At 28.5% G+C, this 25,499-nt stretch carries 26 protein-coding genes; 18 read left to right on the top strand and 8 right to left on the bottom strand.

Translation table 11 applies throughout. The annotated features are described in order from the left end of the window. The first annotated feature begins 36 nt into the window (after nt 1–36). Nucleotides 37–294 carry an EscU/YscU/HrcU family type III secretion system export apparatus switch protein gene (locus CDLVIII_RS27125; RefSeq protein WP_009172688.1) on the top strand — a complete coding sequence of 86 codons (258 nt, stop codon included), beginning with the start codon at nt 37–39 and terminating at the stop codon, nt 292–294. 32 nt (nt 295–326) lie between these two features. Then, the gene (locus tag CDLVIII_RS27120; RefSeq protein WP_009172687.1) at nt 327–1,016 is read left to right on the top strand and encodes a metallophosphoesterase; all 690 of its coding nucleotides are present in this window, start codon (nt 327–329) and stop codon (nt 1,014–1,016) included. Between the two features lie 52 nt (nt 1,017–1,068). Here CDLVIII_RS27120 and CDLVIII_RS27115 read toward each other — a convergent pair whose 3' ends face one another. Beyond that, nucleotides 1,069–2,016 (bottom strand): methyl-accepting chemotaxis protein, encoded by a 948-nt coding sequence (locus tag CDLVIII_RS27115; RefSeq protein ID WP_009172686.1) that lies wholly within the window; start codon nt 2,014–2,016, stop codon nt 1,069–1,071. Between the two features lie 37 nt (nt 2,017–2,053). Beyond that, nucleotides 2,054–2,734: a DUF2225 domain-containing protein gene (locus CDLVIII_RS27110; RefSeq protein ID WP_009172685.1), complete on the bottom strand. Its 681-nt coding sequence runs from the start codon at nt 2,732–2,734 to the stop codon at nt 2,054–2,056. A gap of 200 nt (nt 2,735–2,934) precedes the next feature. Between CDLVIII_RS27110 and CDLVIII_RS27105 the strand changes: the two genes are divergently transcribed. From CDLVIII_RS27105 to CDLVIII_RS27085, 5 genes are all read left to right on the top strand, one after another. Continuing rightward, the gene (locus tag CDLVIII_RS27105; RefSeq protein WP_009172684.1) at nt 2,935–3,726 is read left to right on the top strand and encodes a GTP pyrophosphokinase family protein; all 792 of its coding nucleotides are present in this window, start codon (nt 2,935–2,937) and stop codon (nt 3,724–3,726) included. Nucleotides 3,727–4,168: 442 nt separating this feature from the next. Further along, nucleotides 4,169–4,948, top strand: coding sequence for a hypothetical protein (locus CDLVIII_RS27100; protein WP_009172683.1), 780 nt, complete (start codon nt 4,169–4,171; stop codon nt 4,946–4,948). A 30-nt stretch (nt 4,949–4,978) separates the two neighbouring features. Further along, a complete protein-coding gene (locus tag CDLVIII_RS27095; protein ID WP_009172682.1) occupies nt 4,979–6,064 on the top strand; it encodes an AAA family ATPase in 1,086 nt (361 codons plus the stop codon). Between the two features lie 11 nt (nt 6,065–6,075). Further along, nucleotides 6,076–7,410, top strand: a complete 1,335-nt coding sequence (locus CDLVIII_RS27090; RefSeq protein ID WP_009172681.1) for a VWA-like domain-containing protein — start codon at nt 6,076–6,078, stop codon at nt 7,408–7,410. A 73-nt stretch (nt 7,411–7,483) separates the two neighbouring features. Further along, nucleotides 7,484–8,149, top strand: a complete 666-nt coding sequence (locus tag CDLVIII_RS27085) for a hypothetical protein (protein WP_009172680.1) — start codon at nt 7,484–7,486, stop codon at nt 8,147–8,149. Nucleotides 8,150–8,255: 106 nt separating this feature from the next. On the opposite strand, the gene CDLVIII_RS27080 is transcribed toward CDLVIII_RS27085, so the two are convergent. Beyond that, nucleotides 8,256–8,585: a HesB-like protein gene (locus CDLVIII_RS27080; protein WP_009172679.1), complete on the bottom strand. Its 330-nt coding sequence runs from the start codon at nt 8,583–8,585 to the stop codon at nt 8,256–8,258. Between the two features lie 334 nt (nt 8,586–8,919). On the opposite strand from CDLVIII_RS27080, the gene CDLVIII_RS27075 reads away from it, so the two are divergent. Next, complete coding sequence (locus CDLVIII_RS27075) at nt 8,920–9,669, top strand: hypothetical protein (RefSeq protein WP_009172678.1); 750 nt, start codon at nt 8,920–8,922, stop codon at nt 9,667–9,669. Between the two features lie 30 nt (nt 9,670–9,699). Continuing rightward, on the top strand, nt 9,700–10,221 hold the full coding sequence (gene dcd, locus CDLVIII_RS27070; RefSeq protein WP_009172677.1) for a dCTP deaminase: 522 nt from the start codon (nt 9,700–9,702) through the stop codon (nt 10,219–10,221). 10 nt (nt 10,222–10,231) lie between these two features. Here dcd and CDLVIII_RS30315 read toward each other — a convergent pair whose 3' ends face one another. Next, complete coding sequence (locus tag CDLVIII_RS30315) at nt 10,232–10,489, bottom strand: ATP-binding protein (RefSeq protein WP_347462533.1); 258 nt, start codon at nt 10,487–10,489, stop codon at nt 10,232–10,234. 479 nt (nt 10,490–10,968) lie between these two features. On the opposite strand from CDLVIII_RS30315, the gene CDLVIII_RS27065 reads away from it, so the two are divergent. The 3 genes from CDLVIII_RS27065 to CDLVIII_RS27055 all read left to right on the top strand — a co-directional run bounded on the left by CDLVIII_RS27065 (nt 10,969) and on the right by CDLVIII_RS27055 (nt 14,668). Continuing rightward, entirely contained in the window at nt 10,969–12,762 is a 1,794-nt protein-coding gene (locus tag CDLVIII_RS27065) for a MutS family DNA mismatch repair protein (protein ID WP_009172676.1), read from the top strand. Between the two features lie 426 nt (nt 12,763–13,188). Further along, entirely contained in the window at nt 13,189–14,094 is a 906-nt protein-coding gene (locus CDLVIII_RS27060) for a 3'-5' exonuclease (RefSeq protein WP_009172675.1), read from the top strand. Between the two features lie 124 nt (nt 14,095–14,218). Further along, nucleotides 14,219–14,668 carry a CBS domain-containing protein gene (locus CDLVIII_RS27055; protein WP_009172674.1) on the top strand — a complete coding sequence of 150 codons (450 nt, stop codon included), beginning with the start codon at nt 14,219–14,221 and terminating at the stop codon, nt 14,666–14,668. A 170-nt stretch (nt 14,669–14,838) separates the two neighbouring features. On the opposite strand, the gene CDLVIII_RS27050 is transcribed toward CDLVIII_RS27055, so the two are convergent. The 3 genes from CDLVIII_RS27050 to CDLVIII_RS27040 are packed head-to-tail and all read right to left on the bottom strand — an operon-like array spanning nt 14,839 to nt 16,839. Then, on the bottom strand, nt 14,839–15,498 hold the full coding sequence (locus CDLVIII_RS27050; protein ID WP_009172673.1) for a hypothetical protein: 660 nt from the start codon (nt 15,496–15,498) through the stop codon (nt 14,839–14,841). Nucleotides 15,499–15,508: 10 nt separating this feature from the next. Next, nucleotides 15,509–16,159: a PspA/IM30 family protein gene (locus tag CDLVIII_RS27045; RefSeq protein ID WP_009172672.1), complete on the bottom strand. Its 651-nt coding sequence runs from the start codon at nt 16,157–16,159 to the stop codon at nt 15,509–15,511. 29 nt (nt 16,160–16,188) lie between these two features. Continuing rightward, nucleotides 16,189–16,839, bottom strand: coding sequence for a hypothetical protein (locus CDLVIII_RS27040; protein WP_009172671.1), 651 nt, complete (start codon nt 16,837–16,839; stop codon nt 16,189–16,191). 465 nt (nt 16,840–17,304) lie between these two features. Here CDLVIII_RS27040 and rpsA point away from each other — a divergent pair, with 465 nt between their 5' ends. Beyond that, nucleotides 17,305–18,459: a 30S ribosomal protein S1 gene (gene rpsA / locus CDLVIII_RS27035; RefSeq protein WP_009172670.1), complete on the top strand. Its 1,155-nt coding sequence runs from the start codon at nt 17,305–17,307 to the stop codon at nt 18,457–18,459. Between the two features lie 73 nt (nt 18,460–18,532). Here the strand turns inward: rpsA and pyk are convergent, their stop codons facing one another. Further along, nucleotides 18,533–19,951, bottom strand: a complete 1,419-nt coding sequence (gene pyk, locus CDLVIII_RS27030) for a pyruvate kinase (RefSeq protein WP_009172669.1) — start codon at nt 19,949–19,951, stop codon at nt 18,533–18,535. A 175-nt stretch (nt 19,952–20,126) separates the two neighbouring features. Between pyk and CDLVIII_RS27025 the strand changes: the two genes are divergently transcribed. From CDLVIII_RS27025 to radC, 5 genes are all read left to right on the top strand, one after another. Next, nucleotides 20,127–21,581: an aminoacyl-histidine dipeptidase gene (locus CDLVIII_RS27025; protein ID WP_009172668.1), complete on the top strand. Its 1,455-nt coding sequence runs from the start codon at nt 20,127–20,129 to the stop codon at nt 21,579–21,581. A gap of 389 nt (nt 21,582–21,970) precedes the next feature. After that, nucleotides 21,971–22,564: a C40 family peptidase gene (locus tag CDLVIII_RS27020; RefSeq protein ID WP_009172667.1), complete on the top strand. Its 594-nt coding sequence runs from the start codon at nt 21,971–21,973 to the stop codon at nt 22,562–22,564. Between the two features lie 476 nt (nt 22,565–23,040). Beyond that, nucleotides 23,041–23,697 carry an SPOR domain-containing protein gene (locus CDLVIII_RS27015; RefSeq protein WP_009172666.1) on the top strand — a complete coding sequence of 219 codons (657 nt, stop codon included), beginning with the start codon at nt 23,041–23,043 and terminating at the stop codon, nt 23,695–23,697. Nucleotides 23,698–24,188: 491 nt separating this feature from the next. Then, a complete protein-coding gene (locus tag CDLVIII_RS27010) occupies nt 24,189–24,755 on the top strand; it encodes a Maf-like protein (RefSeq protein WP_009172665.1) in 567 nt (188 codons plus the stop codon). Between the two features lie 50 nt (nt 24,756–24,805). Next, nucleotides 24,806–25,495, top strand: a complete 690-nt coding sequence (radC, locus tag CDLVIII_RS27005) for a DNA repair protein RadC (protein ID WP_009172664.1) — start codon at nt 24,806–24,808, stop codon at nt 25,493–25,495. Nucleotides 25,496–25,499 lie beyond the last annotated feature (4 nt).

Here is a 25,499-nt window from a genome sequence, read left to right as displayed (position 1 = left end):
TTTCAGCTAACTGGAGAGAAGGGAGTGTACAAAGAAATGAATCAAAGGAAAAAAGCAGCAGCATTAAAATATGAATTTAATAGTGATGCTCCAATAGTTACAGCAGCTGGAATGGGATATATTGCAGATAAAATAATAGAGAAGGCTTCAGAAAATGAAGTACCAATAGTGTACAATAAAGAATTAACGGATTTATTATGTAATGTAGATGTTGGAGATGAAATTCCTACTGAGCTATATGAGGCTGTAGCGCATGTAATAGCTTTTATTACTGATTTAGATAAGAAAAGATAAACATATAAGGATGACAGAAAGGTGATAAATAAATGGCACTTTATACTATTTCAGATTTGCATTTAGGCTTTAATGTTGAAAAGCCAATGGATGTCTTTGGTGATAGGTGGAAAGATCATTGTGACAAAATAAAAAAAAATTGGCTTAATAAGATAACTGGAGAAGATATGGTGCTTATAGCTGGAGATATATCCTGGTCATTAAAGGAACAGGACAGTAAATATGATTTAGATTGGATTAATGAACTGCCAGGTAAAAAGATTATTAGCAAAGGTAATCATGATTATTGGTGGGGAAGTATTTCTAAGTTAAATAAAATGTATGAAAATACTAAGTTTATTCAAAATAATTTTTACTTTTATGAGGATTATGCAATATGTGGGACTAGAGGATGGGTATGCCCTAGTGGAGATAAATACACTGATAAAGATGAAAAGATATATAAGAGAGAACAAATAAGATTAAAACTTTCTCTTGAGGAAGCTAAACGTAATGAATTCGAAAAAATTATAGTTATGCTTCATTATCCTCCTACAAATGAGAAATTTGAGGAATCTGAATTTACGAAGATAATAAAAGAATATAGTGTACAAAAAGTCATATATGGGCATTTACATGGACCTGTATTATCAGGGAAGGTGTTAGATGGATATTTAGATGGAGTTGAATATATATTAACTTCAGCAGATTATCTCGATTTTAATCCGAAAAGAATACTTTAAAATAAATACTAAAAAAGAACTTCAATTAAATTCATTGAAGTTCTTTTTGTATTTACAATAATTTTCCGAGTGAGTTACTGATTTCCTTTAAAGAATTATCTTGACTATGAAGATCTGAAGCAATTTCTTTTGATAAGCTTTCATGTTCTTCAAAGACCGTGCTAATATTATCTACTAAAGAGATTACATTATCCTTATCTTCGGAAGCAGTAGTTAAGTTTTCTATACAAGTAGTAATTTCTTGAGTAGCATCATCAATAGAAGTTTTTATATCGGAAAAACTATTTTTAGCTCCTTCTAGAGAATTATGTTGAGTGCTTAAAGCTGAATTACCAGAATTCATTGCACTGGATGCTTTTAAAATATCTACTTTAATTTCTTCTAATATACTTGTTATACTTTGAACAGCAAGTTTTGAATTTTCAGCTAACTTTCTAACTTCTCCTGCAACCACAGAAAATCCTTTTCCGGCTTCACCAGCTCTGGCTGCTTCTATAGCTGCGTTTAGAGATAAGAGATTAGTTTGAGCTGCTATTTGACTTATTGAGTCAGTAATACTGTTTACAGATTCTAATTTTGATACTAAAGCGTTTACTGTTGAAGTTGATACTGTAAAGGCATCTTCTAAATCAGCCAATGATAAATCTAAGTTATTAATAGAATTTAAACCTGTATCAGCCAGTTTATCAGTATCTAATACTTTAATATGAACATTAGTAATATTAATCGCTAAATCTTCCATATTTGATCTAAAGTTAGACAGCATGTCTTTAGCATTCTTAAGTTCTTTATTTTGGGACTCAGTATAAGATACTAATGAAGAAGCAGAAGAAATAATGCTTTTAATAGAAGAATCTACTTGGTCAGTTTTATTCTTTAGGCTACTAATTTCATTGCTTAGATCTCTCTGATTTGTATTAACATTGCTATCTTGATTTTTAGAAGGTTGTGTAAGGTTAACATCTAAATTTGTTGAAGTGTTATTTTTAAAAAATCCCATAGTCTAGTCCCCCTGTTAATAAATTAAAAATACTTTTTTAAAGATCTGTAGCTTTAATTAAATCCTTACCAGTACGAGCCATATCTTTAACTCTAGATGAAGAATTTACGCTTACGATAGTTTTTGAAAACCACAATAGTGCATCATGGTCATTTCCTAATTTTCGATTTAATTCACCAAGTAAATACATTAGAGAATCTCTTTGTAGTCCATATATAGGAAAAAGCTCATGTATATAAGCATTATTAAAGCCTTCAAGAGCTTGTCTAAGAAAAACTTTTTCTAAGTCTACATCATTTAACAATCTATACATCCAAGCAATTTTCAGTGAAATCATAGCTTTAGTGCTATCAGGAAGATTGATGAGCACTGAATTTAGTAAAGCTAATTTGAAACGTTCAATTGCTAATTTTTCATCTAAAATATCAGGGTATTCTCTTGGCTTCCATTTCGGAGTTACATTGCTTAAAACAAGCTCCTTTTTGTGGGATTTGAGCTTTTCAAAATCTGACCGCATTGCAGCATAACCGCAAGAATTACAGATAATAACATCATAAAAATATGGATTTACTGCTAGATATCGTACAAAAAAATCTGAATCTTTGGAAATAACTCGCGGTGACTTAGATTTAACAGTTTTTGTCTTGAAATGTGAATTACAAACAGGACAAAGTATTTGTTTGTCAAATAAGTGGTTTAATATGTCAGTATCATTCATTTTTAGTCACCTCATTAAAAGTACATTACTTTAAAAAAATTAATATTCTACATAAATTATATCATAATTTGAAGAATATAGATTATAAAAATTTTCAAAATAGTTTATTAATTATTATTATTAATTATACTTAATTTAAAGATTTTGATATAATAGATAAGGACAATATTGAGAAATGATGTAATTAAAGGGTGGTATTAATGGCAATAAGCGATTGGAAGGTTTTTTTAACGCCTTATGAGCAAGCAGTAGATGAATTGAAGGTTAAATTAAAATCGATAAGAAAAGAGTATAGAAAAAGAAATGAATATTCACCTATAGAATTTGTAACTGGCAGAGTAAAGGAAGTATCAAGTATATTAGAGAAAACTAATAAATTTGAGATACCAATAGACAGAGTTAGATATGAACTAGAGGATATTGCAGGAATACGAATAATGTGTCAATTTGTTGATGATATAGATACTGTTGTTGAAATATTACGAAGGCGTAAGGATATGCAGATTCTTTATGAAAAAGATTATGTAAGAAATGTTAAGGAAAGCGGCTATAGAAGTTATCATATGATAATAAAATACCCAGTAAATATGGCAGAAGGATTAGTTGAGATTTTGGCAGAGTTTCAAATAAGAACTCTAGCAATGAACTTTTGGGCAACAATTGAGCATTCTCTCAATTATAAATATAAACAACATATACCAGAACAGCTTAAAGAAAAGCTTAAGAGATCCGCAGATGCCGCATTTAGACTAGATGAAGAAATGTTAGAAATTAAAGATGAAATTAAGGATGCTCAAAAGTTATTTGAGGTGAAATCACACTTAATTTCTAATATAATGAATTCGTTATTGACATTAATAACTTTAGGTAAAGAAATAGAGGCAGCCAGGTATCAAAAAACATTAAACAAGTTGATAGAAGATGGAGAGGTTTGGGAATTAAACAGCTTACTTTTTTCTGTTAAAAGAGAAATTGAAAAATATAAAGATTAGAAAAATTTCGCATATGATCTAATAATAATTAAATTTGTAATGCAGGTTATGTGCAGAAAAAAAGTTCGATATAAGTTAGCAGTTAAGGAGGCATAGTCATATTTAAAGTGTATGTTTAGAAATCCCTTTTGGGATTTCATTATAAACCTAAAGTTGTTAACGATAAACTGTGGTGAAATTTTCTTTTTTAATCTATTAATGATGTAATTAAAAGTTATAAATATAGTTTTCGATAAAGAAATTTATATATAGAAGAAGGGTTATATTATCTGTTGGTGCTGGTAATTATAAGATTAAAAACTTTACTAGAAAAAGTATCCTGGTAATAAGCTCTATGGCAGTATCATGTAAATTCATAACATTTATTTTCATTTAGAATATTAAATGTGATAAAAGTGAAGATAAGATTAATTAAAGTTGAATAAGGTAAAGGAGAGAGAAGATGGATAGAGAACAATTATTATTAAAGTTAAAGAGTAATCCAGAGTATGTTCAAGAATTATCGGATATAGATGAAGATTTAATGCTATTTATAGTTGAAAATAATGGTAATAATATTAAATATATAAAGAGTCCTAGTAAGGAAGTCCAAAAACAAGCCATTATGAATGCTCCTTTAAGTATAAAATATATTGAAAATGTAGATGAAGAAGTTGGGATAATGTGCGTTAAAAGTCTATGGAATTCTTTGGAGTACATTAATGATCCAAGTGATAAGATAATTGAAGAAGCTATTAAAACAAAAGGCTGGGCGATTCAATATGTAGAAAATCCTAGCGAAGAGTTACAGCTTTTAGCTGTAAGTAAAGATTATGATGCAATTAAGTATATAGATAATCCTTCAGAAAAAATTCAACTTGCAGCTATAGAGAATTATTATGTTGCAATTAGATTCATAAAAAATCCTACTAAAAATGCTAAAATAAAAGCTATATCACTAAATGGAGAGGCTATAAATTATATAGCTAATTATGATTCAGATGATATAAAGTTATTCATTCATGAAAATATAAATGTAGTTAAGTATATTTATGAGAGTATCGATGTAAATTTAGTGATTGAAGTTCTTAAAGAAAAAATTGAAGATGAAAATGTTGAAAAGAAATATATTGAAGATTTTTTAGAATTAGAGATTCTAGAGATGGATAAAATCGGATTTGTTAAAGAGTTTGGAAGTAAAAATGCTAAAAAGCTATTAATAGATTATAAATTAGCATTGTAAGAGTCATTTTGAGATAAAGAGGTGAGAGTTTTGAATTATTCGGAATGTTTAAATACTGTAGATTTAATAATTGCATCAAATGATGTACCTTTAATCATAGGGGAAAGCGGAGTTGGAAAAACTTCGCTAGTTAAGCATATTGCAAAAGACAATGAATACTATTTGGTAACAATAGATGCTAATTTGTTAAAGGAAGGGGAGATTGGTGGATTACCAATAGTTGAAAATAAAGTTACAACATATGCAACACATAGTAAATTAATTGAAATAGAAAAAGCCATAAAGGAAGATAAACATGAAAGTGTTATTCTATTCATAGACGAACTAAATAGATGCGATCATGCTGTAGCTCAGGAACTTATGAATTTGATTTTAAATAGAGAAATTAATGGATATGTATTAGATGATAAAGTAAAAGTGATAGCTGCAATGAATCCATCAAATAAAAATGATGGTTATTATAACAGTAACTATGATGTTGTGGATATGGATCCAGCTCAAGAGGATAGATTTGTATGGGTAAGGCTTGATTCAGATGTTAAAGAATGGATCAACTGGGGAATGAGCAAAGAAGGAAATATCAATGAACATATTATAGAATTTTTATCTACTTTTCCTGAATATTTGCATACACCAGATTCTGAGGAAACAATAAAAGCTACTCCAAGAAGCTGGGAAAGGATATCTAAAGCATATAATGTTTACTTAAAAAATAAAGAAAAGTATTCTCTAGATATATTTTTAAATGTTGTAAAGGGAAATGTTGGAGTGAATATAGGAAATGATTTTGGAAGTTTTATAATAAACTTAAAGAAGACATTGATAAAAGTAGAGGATATATTTAGCAATGAAATTTTAAGTATGGAATTAAGAGAGGCTGTTAAGAAAGAAAATCATTCAAGGCTTTATATATTAGCTAAAAATTCATTAAAGTTCTTAGAAAATTATTCTTTAGAAAAAAACTTAAGGCTATTTTCCGAGATATTGAATTTATATCCTAGAGATTTAAGGCTAGGAATAATGAAAGAAATAAAGAGGGATTATAGTGGTGGAATATATGAAAAGCTACTGGATAGTGAAGCATTTATAGATGCATTTTTTGATATATTTAAATAAGGAGGCTAAGTATGGATTTTGAAGAAAAAAGACAGTGGCTTTTAAAAGAAGCATATGCTTTAGAAGAAAAAATTTATTCTAACGATAATTTTAAAAGAAGTTTCTTTGAATTAATTGAAGATGTTATTTTATACCTATTACAAACCCAAGATGCTTTTTTTGGACAATTTATGCTTAGAGTAAGAAGAAATATAAATGTAGACTTGACAGTTCCAATAGCTACTATTCCAAATAGAGATGGTTTTAATATGAATTTCAATCCATTTTTATTTTTAAATTGTAGCAAAAAAGAAATGGCTGCATTATTTAAACATGAAATATATCATATAATGAATTCACACTTTGAGAGAGAAAGAAAATTGAAAAATAGGTTTAGCAAAGAGGCAATTAGCATTGCATTAGATATTTCAATTAATCAATACATAAAAGATCTGCCAGGGTATAGTAGAAAGCTTAATGGCATTAATATGGAACATAATCTTTCACTTGAAGAAAATAGAAGCATTGAGGAATATGCAGAAGAAATATATAAAGCTATTAAATCAAGAGTGAAAGAAAGTAAAATAAATAATGATGATAATTCAAAATATGATATTGATATGTCAAAAGCACATGATTTATGGGATCAAATACAGATAAGCGATGAAGATATTAGAAATCTAACTAAGAAGACGGCAGTAAGCGCTTATGTTAAAAATACACCTAAGGGATTAGAAAACATAATTTTAGCGTATAAGGAAAAGGCTGAAATACCATGGCAGAGTGTTCTTAAAAATATTCTGCCAAGTGTAAAATCAGGATATAAGAAAACAATAACGAGAAGAAATAGAAGACAGCCTGAAAGATTAGAGTTAAGAGGAAGGCTGCCTGAATCTCAAATAGAACTTATTGTTGCGATAGATATAAGTGCAAGTATGAAAGAAGAAGATATACACAAGATATTGATAGAGATATTATCAATAACTTCAAATACTAAAAATAAAGTTACAATTATTGAATGTGATAATGAAATTAGGAATGTATATATAATTAAAAATGAAAAAGATATACAAAAGAGAAGTAAGGATAATGGATCAACTGAGTTTACTCCAGTATTTAAATATATTATTGATAATAATTTGAAAAATTCTGTGTTGGTATATTTTACAGATGGGGTAGGAGAAAAAGAGCTAAGAGTAAAGCCCGTTAATAAAAAGATAATATGGGTTATATCTGGAAATGAAGAGTTATCTTTAAAAAATCCATATGGAGAGATTAAAAGAATAAATACAGAAAGAAAAGAAGTAATAGAAGCTGGTATTGGATTAAAAATGGTCAATGAAGCTATACATGATTGGGCGAGATAAAAACTTTTATATGTTCAATTTTAAATATGCAAACATAAGCTTATATGTTAAAATAAATTAGAGCATAGGAGGGATGATTCTGATAAAAAAAATAAAAGGTTCAGATTATGTGATGCTATTATCTATGCTTCTTATAATAAGTATATTAGGTAATATTTATGTATTATTCAAATTAAATAATTATAAGTATAAATTAGGACAACAATCTTACATTGAGATTGAAGATTTTAAACAGAGAAATGAAAGTAATATGGATGTTTTAGCTAAAAGTATTGAAGAAGGCAGCATAAAAAATGAAGAATTATTAAGGCTTTACAAAAATTATGATGCTATGTCAAGTGATACCATAGAATTATGGCAGCAATATGGATCATATTCACAAGATTCAATTACTATATTTTCAAAAAACATAAAAGCAAATAAGATAGTTGAAAATGACATACAATCAAAAATGAAAGAATATATGTTTTCTACATTAAGTAAAGAAATGAAGAATGAGAATAAAAAGATGGAATTAAAAGATGATGATTTACAGTATTTTAAATATATGAATGAAATTTCTTCGAGAATATACGAATATTTAAATGAGTTTGGTAATGAAACATTACAAGGAGCAACAGGAGAAGAAAAAGAGAAGATGGTTGTGAAAAAATATTATTGGATAGATATGTTAGAGGGAATATATAACATAAGCAACGATTATGCTGGTGTACAATGGAAAATAGAAACTGTAGACTAACCTATAGATAAAGAAATCAAAAATTTGAGTTATTACTTATAACTTTTAACTCATAATTGATTAAGGGCTTTCGCCCTTAACCTTAAACTATGAATTGTAAGCTGGTTTAGTGGCATCCAGCACAAGAACCACCGCATCCACCTTCAGGCTCAATGACAGGTTTTAAACTTAAGCCATTACCTTCATTTTCTTCAGAAGAAAGAATTATAAATCCTCCGAACTGGTCGATTAAGCTTTTTTCATATATGAATGAGATGTCATTAATCTTTTCAACTTCGTCATCATCACTTGCATTTGAAACAGATATGTTAAATATTGGGCCGCTACATGCAGAGCCGGCAAAATTTATTCTAATATTAAAATCAGCTATTTCATTTTCTTCTAAAAAAGCTTTAAATTCATTATAAGCTTCTTCACTTATAGTAACATTTTTCATATAAACACCTCTACTTTACAAAATATTAATGAATTAAATCATTAGAATAAGTATAGCATATATGTATATAAATAAAAAGTTTATTTAACAGTTATATTGAAGTTAATAATATGTTATCATATTATAGTTTATTAAGTAGATATATGTTGCAATAAAATTACATTTGGGATGCATATTTGATAAGTAAGTATCTAAATGTAAAACGTATAAATTAATTATAATATATACATAAATATAAAAAATAGGTGGGAATGTTGCCCATTTATTAAAATATTATGATATAGTAAAGATATTAAGAATTCTATGTTAAATATTGTAAGAAAGGGAATTAACTATGAAACCATACAATAAAGATTTCGTGTTCCAAGAGATAAAAAAATACAGTGATTTAATTAATCAAGGAACTTGTGGTGACTATAAAATAGTTAAAGATACCATGAAAAAAGAAGATTTACATGGATATATGTATGAAAACAAAGAGGAATACAATGTAGATATAATTAAATTATATAAAAAAGGGATTAGTCTAATGAAACTTATGCCTAAGGAAATAGAGAGTTCGTATGAGTCTATTGCTTTTGCAAAAGGAAGAGTTGGCATAGTAGGTCTTGGGGTTGGGTATGTAGTTCAAGAAATTGCAATGAAACCTAAAGTTAAGGAAGTTATTGTGTATGAAGCAAATGAAGAACTAATCAATTTATACAACCAAAATTTTAAGCAAAATGATAAAATAAAGATAATTAAGGGTAATCCGTTTAAAGCTAAGGGAGAAAAATTTGATTTTTTCTATGTTGACTTATATAAATATGAATTAGTTCCTGAAGTTGTTCAAGACTATAAAATTTTTAATGATTTACATGAAATTGAAGAATATGCATTTTGGGGAGTAGAACATTTTTTGCTTAGCTGTAAGTATGAGGATATTATATGGGTGTATATACCAGAAAATTGGATTTCTATGAGTAAAAAAGCATATGAAGCTCTTGATGCATCTGGATATATAGAAAGCTATAAGCCGCTTGAAGAAGAAAAAGTAAAGAAAATATTATTTGAATTTAAAGAAATTTTAAATGCAGATATGTAAAATGTATGTGTTATAAATGGGAGGAAAATTATGATATTATCAGGAAAAGAGATATTAAAAAATATTGGCAATAGTATAATAATTGAGCCATTTAATGAAAAGAGAATAAATCCTAATAGCTATAATTTAACCTTACATAATGAATTATTAGTTTATGAAAATAATGTATTAGATATGAAAACTCCAAATCCAACTCAAAAAATAGTGATTCCAGAGGAAGGATTACAATTAGAACCAGGTAGATTGTATCTAGGCAGGACAAATGAATTTACTAGTACTAATAAATATGTCCCAATGCTTGAAGGTCGGTCATCTACAGGCAGACTTGGACTATTTATCCATGTTACGGCTGGTTTTGGTGATATTGGCTTTTCAGGATATTGGACGTTGGAAATTTTCTGTGTTCAGCCAATAATAGTTTATCCAAATGTTGAAATATGTCAAATATATTATCATGACATTCATGGAGAATATGATCTGTATAGCAGTGGAAAATATCAAAATAATACAGGAGTACAGCCAAGTCTTATGTATAAGGATTTTGAAAAATAATAAATGTCAATTATTTTTCAAAATCATTTAGTAATTCTATTATAAACATTGCACCTGTTTGAGACAGTGAGTTTTTTGAATGAATTTTACCATTTAGCTTTTCAATAATATTTTTACTAATGGATAATCCTAATCCTAGGTTCCCATTTTTCCCTTTATAAAATCTTTCAAACATATTGGAAAGATCAAAATCGTTAAAACCAGGCCTATCATCATAGATTATGAGCTTTACTCTGACATCATCTATAATTTCTAGGTTTATCGAAATGCACGTATTAGCATATCTGATACAATTGCTAATGATGTCATTAATTGCACGAGAAAGCTACCCAAACTAATAAAACTTCTCAAAATGACACCAATAGTAGTAATAGTATCAATAGTAGCAATGATACAGCACAATCAAATAAAAGCGATGATGGTATTGATACTTATGCTTAATAAAGCATTCTAGGGTATTAATAATAAACTTGAAGAAGAAGGCATATTCATTAAGCCTTCTTTTTTTAGTTAGTTGATACATAGGCGAATTTATATAAACTTAAACAATACTTCAATCAGTTATGAGTTAGATTTATGCTGTTTCTAACTGCATTGAAAAGGCTTACTTGAAAGTTATTTTATGCTATAATAAGTGAAAAGAAGGGCATAGCTATTAAAGAATAATTTGCATTTAGAGAAAAATATGAAAGGGAATTTACACTATTAATTTTGGTATATTTGAAAAATTATTGGTTAGGAGGAGTTATGAGTTTAGCAGAAGAATTTTATAAAAGCAGTATAGAAAAAAACAATAAGAAAAGTGAAGAGCTTAGTGTTAAAGTAAATATCGTTGGGTGGAGTAGATTAATAGCAGTACTTTTATGTGTTTTTATTGATTATTTATTATATAGAAAAAATAGCATAAGTCTTATTATATTATCAACTGTGTTCTTTGTGGTTATTTTTCTGATTTTAATTTTTTATCATAATAATATATTTGAGTATAAAAAAAGGATTGATTTATTAATAGGGATCAATAAAAAAGGATTAGAAAGGGTTAATGGAAATTTTGTGCATTTTGAAGATAAAGGTTCCGAATATTTGGATGAGCACCATCCATTTATAGATGATTTGGATGTATTTGGGAACAACTCTATCTTTCAATATATTAACACTACAGTTACTAAAGGCGGAAGAATAGAGCTAGCAAGACTATTAAAAAAAGAAAAAAAATTTAATAGAGATGAAATTAAAGAAAAGCAAGAAGCTATAATGGAATTAGGGAAAAAAATCATATGGAGACAGAAAATTATTGTTGAAGGAAGTTTAAAGAGGTCAAAAGATACAGAGCTATTTAGCTTAATCAATTGGAGTAAAGAAAAAGAATCATCTTCGAGCTTCCTAAGAATTTCAATTGCATGTACTTTTATTTTAATCACAATTTTTTCAATATATTTAGTATTAAAAAGAGTAATCCCAGCATCATTTTTAATGTTAGATTTTATGGTGAACTTTCTTGTCGTTAAGATATTATCTAAAGGGATAATGGAAGAAATAAAATTATTTGACTCTATAAAAAATAGTGTATATGGATATAGCAAAATTTTAAAATTAATAGAAGAGGAAGAATTTAACTCTTTCTATTTGAAAAGATTACAAAAACAATTAAAAAATGATGATTTGAGTTGTAAAGAGGAAATGGAAAAGTTTTCTAGAATATTAGATTGGTCAGGAAACAGCAGATATAATGCATATTATCTCATATTAAATATACTTGTATTTTTGGATGTATTTTTAATTAGAAGTCTAGAAAAATGGAGAGAAAGAAATGGTGACAATTTTAAAGAATGGCTTAAAGTCATGCATGAAATAGATGCATTAAACAGTGTAAGTAATTTAGCCTTCGAAAATGAAGAGTGGACTTATCCTGTCATCTTGGATAAAAGTGAAATAGATGGAATAAATATAGGTCACCCACTACTTGGAAAAAAGGCGATCAAAAATACATTTTCATTAAGTCAGGAACAGAAAGTAGCTTTAATTACAGGTTCAAATATGTCTGGTAAAAGTACATTTTTGAGAACAATAGGAGTAAACTTAGTATTAAGTTATATAGGAGCACCAGTATGTGCAGATAAGTTTTCTTGTGGAATTATGAATATATATACTTGTATGAGAACAAAGGATAACTTAGAAGAAAGTATTTCATCATTTTATGCAGAAATTTTAAGAATAAAAATATTGATCGAAGCATCTAAAAATGGTGAAAAAATATTTTTCCTTTTAGATGAAATATTCAAGGGAACCAATTCTAAAGATAGACATACGGGTGCTATAGTATTAATTAAGCAGCTAATTAAATATGGAGGGGTGGGACTCGTGTCTACCCATGATTTGGAACTGTGCGATTTAGAGAGGGAAAATAAGAGCATAATAAATTATAATTTTAGAGAATTTTATGAAAATGATAAAATTAAATTTGATTACACATTAAGAAAGGGAAAAAGTGAAACGCAAAATGCAATTCATCTCATGAAGTTAGCAGGAATAAACTTATAATTATGTGTAGTACAGATATCAGACTTTAAGCTTATGTGGTAGCTTACCGAAATCACATACATTTTTATTCCACAGGACTTGTGAAATTTTCGCTGGAAAGTTCTAAATGCGAGCTCGCATCCATTTCTGCATGTTCCCGAAGCAAGTTCGTGACAAGCAATAAATGGAACGAGCTCCCATTAATAACTTTCAGCAGCTCAATTTCAAATGCCTGCTTCATAATAATGTATATGATTTCTACTATAGATACATATAAAAGTTTAACTTAAATAGATAGTTATTATAGATATCAAATTTAAGACTTTAACATATACATTGGCGTAAGAACTATAAATTAAAAGACTTGCACAAATGTATAAATTTGCTTTTTGATTTGGGTATCTATAAATTAAAAATTATAAGTAACATTAGAAAGGATTAAATATTATGGGGTACATCATTATAGATTTAGAGTTTAACAATTTAAAAAATATAACTAATTATTATAAAGATTTTTTTGAAACATATGGTGAATTTAATGATATTGGATTAGAAAATGAAATCATAGAAATAGGAGCTGTGAAAGTAGACCAGTATATGAAGCCAGTGAGTGAAATTAGGGAATATATTAAACCTACAATTTTTCCGGTAATTAATCCTATAGTAACGGAAATTACTAAAATAGATATGAATATACTTGAGAAAAGCGGGATATCATTTGAAGAAGCTATAAATAAACTTAAAGACATGTTTGAAGAAGGAGATATTCTTTGCTCGTGGGCAAAGGATGATGTTGCAGAATTAATAATAAATGCCAACTATTTTAATTATAATGATTTAAGATGGCTTAATGAATATTTAGATATTCAGGAATATACAAGTAAGATGCTGGCTCATAAGAAGGCTTTAGGTTTAAAAGCTGCTTTAGATGAACTAAAAATCAAAGTAGATGACACAAAATTGCATGATGCATTGAATGATGCTAAATATACAAGTGAAGTTTTTAGAAGGGTATATAATTCTAGGATTATTAAGAATTATTTAGTTAAAGATATATATAATATGCCAGCTATTCATGTGGAAAATCTTGATGAAGTAAAAATCGATGAGTCAGAATTAATGTTGAAATGTCCAAAGTGTGGAAAAAAAGTAGAACTAGAGACACCAATAAAGCTTTTAAATTGGAGGTTTGCAGCTGTAGGTATATGTCCAAAATGTAAGAGTAATGTCTTATGCGAAGTATTGGTGAAAAAAACTCTTCAAGGAGATCAGGGATATAATGAAGTAAGCAGTATTTTAAAAGATCAGGTGTATTTAAATTACGTATATAAATTAGAGAATAATAGAGATTAAAGACAAGTTTAATAAAAATTAAGTAAATAGTAATGATTTCTTAAAAGAATTTTAGCTTTATATATGATAAAATATAGTTTGAAGACAAAATTAAATCAATACATTTAAGGAAAGGATTTTATTTATGAATATTGCCTTTTTTCTTACACCTAAAAATGAAGTAGTATGTGAAAGTCAGGATGCAACAATGAGACAAGTTATGGAGAAGATGGAGCATCATGGTTATACTGCAATACCAATTATTGATAAAGAAGGAAAATATGTTGGAACTTTAACAGAGGGCGACTTATTGTGGAAATTGAAAAATACTCATAATTTAGATTTTAAGAATACAGAATCTATTAGAGTTAAAGATATATCTAAGAGAATAACTCATAAATCGGTCTCAATAACATCAAATATAGAAAGTTTGATATCATTAGCTATAAGTCAGAATTTTGTTCCAGTAACTGATGATAATGGTATTTTTATTGGAATAATAAAGAGAAGTGATATAATAAACTATTGCTTTAACGAGATGGAAAAGAGAAAAGAGCTAGAAGCACAACATTTTTCTATGTATGATGAAGGCTGATGAATTAAATTATACGCTAATTGACAATTAGCAGCCAATAATTTATCATGAAATCCTTTTATATTCAGAAACATTTAATTAATTCTAGTTTATAATTTAAATTATATATAGATGTAATAAGAAAAACTATCAAATTGAAAATACTTCAATTTGATAGTTTTTCTATCTTGTTATTCTGCGTTTTGATATGCTTCAACTACAAAATCAAATTCAGTTACATCTGTTATTTCACCAAAGGAATCATCTTTAATTCCTGGATAATAGTACAATACTAATTTATCATTAGAATTAGTATTGTTTTCTAATAAAATATATAGCTTGTCTAATATACAATCTTCAACAACAGCTAAAACTTTATAATTTGAAGACATTCCAGTATCATTATTAACAAGGTCTAAGGTGAAATTATCAAATTTTCTTACATTGACCTTTTCTTTATCACAAGAGTAAATCATAGAACCTTCTCTACAACTGGAACACTTTTTAAAAGTACAGTCAAAAGCACAATTTAAACATTGGCAATGAGAACACTTCTCTAGCTGCATAAATGACTCTCTATTTTTAGCTTTAAAGTCTTGAAGCAGAGTAATGCTAGGACTAGATTTAAACATTGAAAATAAAGATTTCTTTTTACAATCAGCTTCAGCTGAATCTAAAAGTTTAATATATTCTTGAAGTATTGATGCTTTAGTAAAATATTTTCGTGTTTTTATATCTTTTTCAGAGAGAAAGGGGGATATTTCATTAATAGCATAAGCTACATCAGTATATATCTTTCCCCAATATCTTCTTTCCTCATTGATATAATCGATATCTTTAGAATTATCCATGTCGTATCACCTAATTAGTTTTATATTTTTCAAGTTCTGCATCTAAATCAACTTCATCTAATTTCTTGAATTCGCTGTCAAAATCATCTAAATCTCGTAATTCTCCTAAGCCTTGAGCAAGAGATTCTTTTCTTTGAATTTTTCTTTCAATACTGTCTATTTGAATTGAATTGCTCTTAGTTTGTACATTAGCAAGAACTTCATTAACTTTTTGAGATGCTTCAGCATTAGCGTATCTTGCAGCTGCTTCGTCTCTATAATTTCTTGTTTTTGTTATTTCTTCTTCTAAAGCACGAAGATTTGCTTTTAATGTATCAGCCTGAACTTTGGCATTATCATAACTTGCTTGTAAAGAAGAGATTCTTTTATCTGTTTCAACTTTTTTAGCTAAAGCTCTTTTAGCTAAATCTTCATTGCCTTTACTTAATGCTAATTTTACTTTTTGATCATAATCATCAGATTCTTTCTTTGCAGTTTCTAATTTTTTCTCAATTTCGTGAACATTGCCTAAAATTTGAGCTGAACTTAATTTAGCTTTATTAAATTGTTCATCCATATCCCTTAATTTTTGATCCAATAACTCAACTGGATTTTCCATTTCATCTAATGAATTATTTACCTTTGCTTTAATCATGTTTGACATTCTTGAAAAGATTCCCATGTTAATACCTCCTGAAATATCTATTATTTTTATTTTCTTTTATTTAAGTATTTTTTTATTATTATGATAACTACAATAAATAATGCAGCTAAAATTAAAGTATTAATTATTGAACTTATAGCTGAGCCAAAATAAAATGGACTGAAAAAGTGGCTGCCGCCTCCCCAGAAGAATGGCCAAAATGAAGACCGGCCATAGCCGCTGTTATATGTTTGAGTACTATTTCCACTATTATCTTTTGTATTTGCATTATTTGATGAATCAGTGGTTTTATTTTTATCAGTCGAAGAATAAGATCCACTGCTAAACCCTTTTGCGCCTCCATTACTTGAAGATGAGGAATTAGTAGAGTTATCTGAAGAATTATCACTACTGCTTGAATAATTACCTGACTTAAATCCTTCACTGCTCTTTGAACTAGTTGAACCACTGCTACTTGTGCCGGTAGAAGATTTGCTGGATGAACCACTAAATGATCCAGAACTAAATCCACTGCTAGATTTTGAACTGCTTGAACTGGATCTACTACTTGAACTAGATTTAGCAAATGCAGTAGTATTGTTAACTTTAGTTATGCTCGTAAATGATAAAATGTCTAAGGGTAAACTTGAAAATGTAAATATAAGTGTTAAAAACAGAGTTAAAACATATTTTTTTTTAATCTTATGAATAGTGATCACCCCTTAAAAGATTATGTATTTATTATATAGAAAAGCTCCTATATGCACAATATGGAAAAACGTCAAAAAAAGAACGAAAAACATGATTAGAATTAATTATTTCAATATGTAGTTGTTTTACTCATTAATAATAGTATTATCTATCATTTAAAAGGTTAATGAATACTGTTTAGTTCAGACCAGACATTTTTGACGAATAAAAGATAAACAGCTAATAAAATAAATATATGAAAGGAAGGACATATAATTGTTTAATATGATAATAATAAAATTATTTGGTAATTGAGTTTAAGTTGATAGGAGTTTTAGAATAATGAAATTTCGAAAATATTAATGCTGATTGAGATACATTGCATAAAAACATTTCTTGGATTAATATTATAATTAGACTAGGCATAATCAAAAAAATAACAATTGAAATTTTTATTTTCTTTCATATGCCTTAATCAGAGAGGAGGATTTTTTATGTCGAATGAAGATATGGAAATGAGCATGAGCGAACTTTTAAATAATTATGATGTAAAAAGATTGAGAGAGGGAGATATTTTAAAAGGTAAAGTTATTGATGTAAATGATAAAGAAGTATCGGTTAACATAAACTACGCTTTTGATGGATTAATAACTAAAGAGGAATTATCTTTAGATGAAAAAGACCCTAGAGAAGTAGTTAATAAAGATGACGAAATTTATGTATATGTTTTATCTCCAAATGATGGAGATGGGTATGTTGAACTTTCTTTAATTAAAGCTCAGGAAATAAAAGAGAAAGAAGATATAGATAAATTCTTTAAAGAACAAAAAAATATTGTTATTAAAGTTAAAGAAGAAGTTAAAGGTGGAGTAATTGCTTACTATGGAAATGTAAGAATTTTTATTCCAGGATCACTTGCGAGTAGAGAAAGAATTGAACTTGAAACTTTAGTAGGAAAAGAATTAGAAGTTAGAATTACAGAATTAGATTTAAGAAATAACAAAATTGTAGCATCAAGAAAAATCATTGAAGAGGAAGAATATAATAAGAACAGGAAAATAGTATGGAATAGTCTAGTAGAAGGCGAAAAAAGAAATGGTGTTGTTAAAAAACTTGTTAAATTTGGTGCTTTTGTAGATATTGGAGGAGTAGAAGGATTAATTCATCTTTCAGATTTATCTTGGGAAAGAGTAAATAAACCTGAAGATATAGTTAAGGAAGGGGATAAAGTAGAGGTATTCATAGGAAATATAGATAAGAAAAATGGAAGGTTATCTTTAATATTAAAAGATGTAGCTAAAGAGCCATGGACAGTACATGGAAATGATATTAAAGAGGGGGATGTACTAGAAGGGAAAGTTGTACGTCTTACATCATTTGGTGCCTTCGTGGAATTGTTTGATGGGATAGAAGGCTTGGTACACATAACAGAAATTACTGATGATAATATAACAAAGCCTTCAGATGTGCTGGAAGTAAAGCAAAAGGTAAAAGTTAAAATATTAAATATAAATAAAGAAGATAAAAGAATAGCATTGAGCATAAAAGAGGCTGTAGAAAGTAGTAAAGAATACCTTGACTATGTGGATCATGAAGATGATGGAGGAACATCACTTGGAGATTTACTTAAAGGTTTTAAGTTTGAGTAACTAAAAATATAAATGAAAATAAGTATGGGAGATGCCCCATACTTATTTTTATTTATGTCCAATATTTATTAAACTAAATTTTTTCAATCTTTAACATATTAGTTCCACCAGTATGAGTTGTTGGCATTCCAGCAGCAACTATTATGTCATCTCCAGGTTCAGTAATTCCTAATTTATATACTGTATTTTTAGCTTCAGTTAATATTTGATCTGTTGTGTTAAACATGTCGCACTTCATAGGACATATTCCAAAGTGTAAGTTTAATGTTCTTCTTACTTGATCATAAGGTGTTATTGCAATGATTGGCGCTTTTGATCTATATCTTGAAAGAATTCTTGCAGTTGCACCACTCTTTGTTGCAGCAACAATGGCCTTTGCATGTAAAAGATTTGCAGTTCTACAAGCAGAATAGCTTATTGCAGATGCGTAATCATTAAGAGAAGGTTCTCTAAGTCTTGCAGTTAAAGAATTGTAATCTAAATATTCTTCAGTCTCTTGAGCTATTTTAGACATTGTTTTTGCAGCTTCTATAGGGAAAAGTCCTGAAGCACTTTCACCACTTAACATGATTGCATCTGTACCATCAAAGATAGCATTACAAATATCACTAGCTTCAGCTCTTGTTGGAAGTGAGTTTCTAATCATTGAGTCTAACATTTGAGTTGCAGTTATAACAATTTTACCTGCTTCATTACATTTCTTAATTATCATTTTTTGATTTATAGGTACTCTTTGGATTGGAATTTCAACTCCCATGTCTCCTCTAGCAACCATTACAGCGTCAGTAACTTCGATTATGGAATCGATATTATCTACACCTTCTTGATTTTCTATTTTAGCTATTACTTTAATATGTTCACCATGATTTTCTTTTAAAACTTTTTTTACGTCAAGGATGTCACTAGCTTTTCTTATGAAAGAAGCAGCTATAAAGTCGACACCCATTTTACAGCCAAATTTAATATCTTCAATATCTTTTTCTGTGATTGATGGAAGTTTAATAACTACATTAGGAACATTAACGCCCTTATGGTTCTTAATTTCTCCACCAACTACAACTTTTGTGTGAATTGTTTTTCCTTCAACTCCAGTAACTTTGAACTTTAAAAGACCGTCATCAACAAGAATTTTTCCACCAACTTGTATATCTTCATAAAGCACATCATATGAAATAGAGCATCTTTTTTCATCGCCAAGAATTTCTTCTCCACAAATGAAATCAAAATTATCCCCTTCATTAAGAGTTACACCATCATTTACAAAATTATGAGTTCTGATTTTTGGACCTTTTATATCAAGAACTATAGCTGTTGCAGAATCCATTTCCTGGCTTAAACGCTTAATAAGTTTGATTTTTTCTCCATGTGATTCATGTGTGCCGTGGGAAAAATTCAATCTGGCAGCACTCATTCCGATTTCAATAAATTTTCTTAGAGTTTCTTCATTATCACTTGCAGGACCAATAGTAAAAATCATTTTTGTTTTTTGCATATAAACACCTCGCATTAAAATTTTGTATAATATATATAGTGTGTAAAATAATAAATCATAAAATAATAAAAATATACATAATATAGCAGTATGTAGCAGTATTTTATGATAAACTAATAAAAGATATGTATAATATTATTCTATCATATAATTAGAGAAAGGAAGAGAGTATAGAATGAAAAATTTAGATAATCTTACAAAGGAGAGAATCTTTTATCATTTTGAACAAATAAGTAAAATTCCAAGAGGTTCTGGTAATGAAAAGCAAATAAGTGACTATTTGCTTAGTTTTGCGAAGAAATTAGGATTGGAGTGTGTTCAAGACGACGCTTTAAATATAATTATTAAAAAGCCTGCTTCCAAAGGCTATGAAAATGCACCAACTGTAATTATTCAAGGTCATATGGATATGGTTTGTGAAAAAAATGGTGACAAAGTTCATGATTTTACAAAAGATCCTATAGAATTAGTAGTTGATGGTGATTATATATATGCTGATAAAACTACACTTGGAGGGGATGACGGAATTGCTGTAGCTTATGCAATGGCAATATTAGAAGATGATACAATAGCGCATCCTCCTATTGAAGTATTAATAACAACAGATGAAGAAACAGGAATGACTGGAGCTAATGCAGTGCAGGCAAAACATCTTGATGGAAAGATAGTTTTAAATCTAGATTCAGAAGAAGAAGGAAAGCTTTGGGTTAGCTGCGCTGGAGGAATCAGAACACAATCAGTACTACCTATTAGTTGGATAAATAAAAAAGAAAATACAAAAGAATTTGTACTTGATGTTAAAGGTTTAAAAGGCGGACATTCAGGAGCTGAAATTCATTTAGGAAGAGGAAATGCCAATAAATTAATGGGAAGATTACTTAGAGAAATTTCAAAAGAAATCGACTTTAATTTAGTTTTACTAAATGGTGGTGCAAAAGATAATGCAATTCCAAGAGAATCTGTAGCGATTATTTCAATCGATGCCTCAAAAGAAAAAGAATTAACTGAAATAAAAACAAAAGTATATGAAAAACTTAAAAAAGAATTTTACAAAAAAGACCCTGAATTAAGTATAGTAATGTCGGAAAATAAAGAAAAAGTAGAAAAGGTATTTTCAGATGAAACTACAAAAAAAGTAATTAGCTTATCTTATTTATATCCAAATGGCATAAATACAATGAGTTCCGACATAGAAGGTTTAGTAGAAAGTTCAACAAATATTGGGGTTGTAATGACAAAAGAAAATACCCTAGAATATCATAGTGCCGTAAGAAGTTCTGTACATTCGTTAAAGGATGAACTGGTTGAGAGAAATAAGTGCTTAACTGAAGCTTTAGGAGGAACACTTACAGCTCATGCAGCTTATCCAGAATGGCCATATAAAACCGATTCAAAAATAAGAGAAATATGCAAAAATGTATATTCTAGAATGTATGGTAAAGAACCAGATGTTGTTGCTATTCATGCAGGTTTAGAATGTGGAATCCTTAAAGAGAAATTAGGGGATTTAGATATGATTAGTTTTGGACCTGATATTATAGACATACACACTCCAAATGAACACTTGAGTATATCATCTGCTCGTAGATGTTTTGAATATGTATTAGAAGTTCTTAAAGAAATAAGATAATATCTATTTAAAGATAAGTTAACTATCAATATGATTTTATATTTGGTGGTTAACTTATTTTTTTATTATATTAAGTATGATGTTAATGAAAAAATGCTATGAGATTGAAATTAGTAAGAGTGCAATTTGAATAAGGTAAAAGAATATAAATATGAAGGATATTATTATTATTTTAAGAAAAATTGAGAAAGACAAAGATATTTTAACTTAAACAAGCATATGAAAGCGTTATCAGCTTGACCTGGAGCCAGCTTATGAATATACTAGAGACATGTGTTAAATATTAGGATAGTGAAAACAAAAATGAAAATGTTTTCTAAACTAAATAGGCTGGCAAATGGATTTGTTGTTTATTTGATTGTGCCTTAGTTAATGGAGAGGGAATAGAGATGAAAGATAAGAAAACTATGTTTACAAGATGCATAATTGCAACTTTTATTTTTTTAGGAGTTTGCTTTATTAACACTCAAAATGCTAAAGCTGATATTACTATGACATCAAACAAAGGGATTGTCCTTAAGACAAGTGAACTTAAGACAACTAAAGTAATTAAGGCACCATCAGATGCAAAAGTAACCCAAGATGAAGGAGATAAAGTTTCAAGAGGGGCCATTAGTAAGGGAAGCGAAGTGGTTAACTACGCATATAAGTTTTTAGGAAAACCATATGTTTATGGAGCTGCTGGACCAAATGCATTTGATTGCTCAGGATTAACACAATATGTATATAACAGATTTGGAGTAGGTTTATCACGTACTACGTACAGTCAAGTAAATGAAGGTCAAAATGTTAAACGTAGTGATTTAAAGCCTGGAGATTTAGTGTTTTTTAATACAGAAGGGTCGGTAAGTCATGTTGGTATTTATATTGGAAATGGAGAATTTATACACGCGCCGAGAACAGGAAAACCTGTAATGGTAAGTTCGTTATCTGATGGATATTATGCCGATAGATATGCAACAGCACGAAGAATATTTAGTTAACAATTGACAATGAACAATGTACAATTAATGAAGAAAAGCTTACAGCTTTTCATAAAATACAAATTTTAAAAATTCCATAAGGAATTTTAACCGGAATTGTACATTGTCAATTGTAAATTATCAATTAAAAAGTGGCTTAGCCACTTTTTTTATTTAACATAATTCATATATGTGTAACTCATAGAATAAATATATCATAAGAAAGCAGTTAAAAGTTATGAATTATGAGTTATGAGTTATGGATGAAAAGCCTTCAGGCTTTTCTAAAATAAAATTAAAGATATTCCAGAGAAAAAGTGAATGTTTAAATTTGAAGTGAGAATGCAAATATTGAATTTGCTTCTTCAAACTTTTGTAGAAGGTGAATATGAGCTGCATTTCCTTATTTTGAAACATGAACTCTCTCCACGAATTTATCATCCTAAACTCATAACTTTTAACTCGCAACTCTTAACTGATTAAGTGGGGGTGGAACTATGAGATACACAAGATATGAATATAAAAAATCAAGTAAAGTAAAATTTTTATTTAGTGTTGTGGTTATTGTAGGAATATCAATAAGCGGCGGACTATATGCCAGCAATGTCATTTTTCGGGGAAAAGAAATGCATGATATTAGTAGCAGCAGCAATTCAGGTTATTCAAATGAACTTCCTGAGATTATAGTTCTGCAATGTGGATACTACTCAAAAGAAGAAAATGCAAAAGAATCATTAACTGCATTAGCTAAATATTGTGAACCTTTCATAGTAGAAGATGATGGAATGTACAGGGTGTTAGCAGGAATGTATAACGAAGATGATGGCCTTAAAAAAATGCAGGAATTTAAATCAAATAATATTGATGTTACTAAAATTAATTTAAATATTCCCGATGATAGCTCAGAGAATAAAAAAATAGTGGAAATCGTTAATGGATTTTTAACAATTATAAATAAACTTCAAGATAATGAAGTTAAGAGTATAAAAACTACAGAATTTAAAGCGTGGACAGATAAAATTATAAAGGATGGAGATAATAATTCTAAAAAAATAAATGATTTGGGAAATTATGTAGAAAATTTACCTGATGAAATAAATAAATCGAATAGTAATACAAATATTCAAGAATTATACAAATTAATAAAAAACTAAGAATTTGATTAATAATTATTACAACAAAATTACATTTATATAAAAAAAGTCAGAAGTTAGTATAACAGACTTGTTTAAGAGCATCTTAAATGATAAACTATAAGGTATAAAGATGATATAAATAAACAAAATAAAATTTGTTACTTATTTAATAATAAAATTTATTGTGATGTGTAAGTGGAATTTTAAGATTGTTTATATAATGTATTGTTTTTGTACCTTTAAAATTAAGTGATTTTCAAGCTAAAAATTAATATGTCTATAATATGTATTATTTGTCAATGATGTATATTATACACACTTAGAAAAATAACAGACCAGCAAGATTGAATGACTATTTTGCGACATACTGGATAGACAAGTGCTGTTAATAGATTATTGTAACTATTAACAAATATATATTCCTGTCTGACACAAGGTATATGAAATATAGTGAACTGTTATTTTCTTAATGTGCGTAGATTTCTTTGTTTTAGGATGTGAATGAATATATGAGAGTGATATTAGCTTCTGCTTCAGAAAGAAGAGTAGAACTTTTAAGCAGATTAATTAAAGAATTTGATATAATAGTCAGTGACTTTAATGAAGATAAAGTTCTTTTTAAAGGGTCTATAGATGAATATGTTAAAGAGATAGCACTTGGGAAAGCTATGAATGTTCGAAAGAAATTATGTACTGATGCAATAATAATATCAGCAGATACTATAGTAACATTAGACAACAAGATTCTTGGAAAGCCGAAGGATGAAGAAGACGCTTTCCGTATGCTTAAGTCTCTTCAAGATAGAAAACATTTGGTTTACTCGGGAGTTGCTGTCATGAATACAGCTACAAATGTAATTAGGCAGGAAAGCCTAGCTACAGAAGTGGTTTTCTCTAAAATAAGTGATGAAGAAATATTAGAGTACATAAAAACAGGTGAGCCTTTAGATAAAGCAGGAGCTTATGGGATTCAAGGTATTGGAGGAATTTTCGTTAAGGAAATAAAGGGATGTTATTATAATGTTGTTGGACTTCCATTGAACAAATTAAAAGCTATGTTAGAAGAAGTGCAATAATTAATTATTATGGAATAGGGGTATCATTATTATGTGGAGGTAATATTTCAATGAAAAATAACCTTAAAATTAAGGATATGCCACAAGATGAAAGACCTAAAGAAAAATTATTAGCTTGCGGAGCAGAGAGCTTGAGTAATTCGGAGTTACTAGCTATTATACTTAGGACAGGAACTAAAGGAGAAAATGTACTTCAGCTTAGTGGGAGACTTTTGTCAGAATTAGAAGGATTAGATGGTATTTTAAGTGCAAGTTTTAATGATATAATAAACATAAGAGGCATAAAAGAGGGAAAGGCTTCTCAACTTTTAGCAATTGCTGAACTTTTTAAAAGATTTAAAACATTAAAATCAATGAGAAGAGATGTTAAAATAACTACGCCTAAAGATTTGGCAGATCTTCTAATGGGAGAAATGAATGAGCTAAATCAGGAAATTCTAAAGGTTATATTGTTAAGTACAAAGAATACAATTATTGGAGTTAAAGATATTTTTAAAGGTAGTTTAAACACTTCGGTTGTTCATCCAAGGGAGATATATAAGGAAGCAATAAATAAAAACAGTGCTTCTATAATTATATGTCATAATCATCCCTCAGGCGATCCAACGCCTAGTAAGGAAGATATAAATATTACATTAAGAGTTAAAGAATGTGGAAATATTATAGGAATCCAATTAATAGACCACATTATAATAGGAAATAATAAGTTTATTAGCCTTAAAGAAAGAGGACTAATATAAAAAT

Source organism: Clostridium sp. DL-VIII, from assembly GCF_000230835.1.
Lineage (GTDB): Bacteria > Bacillota > Clostridia > Clostridiales > Clostridiaceae > Clostridium.
This window is presented reverse-complemented; position numbering and strand designations above follow the sequence as displayed.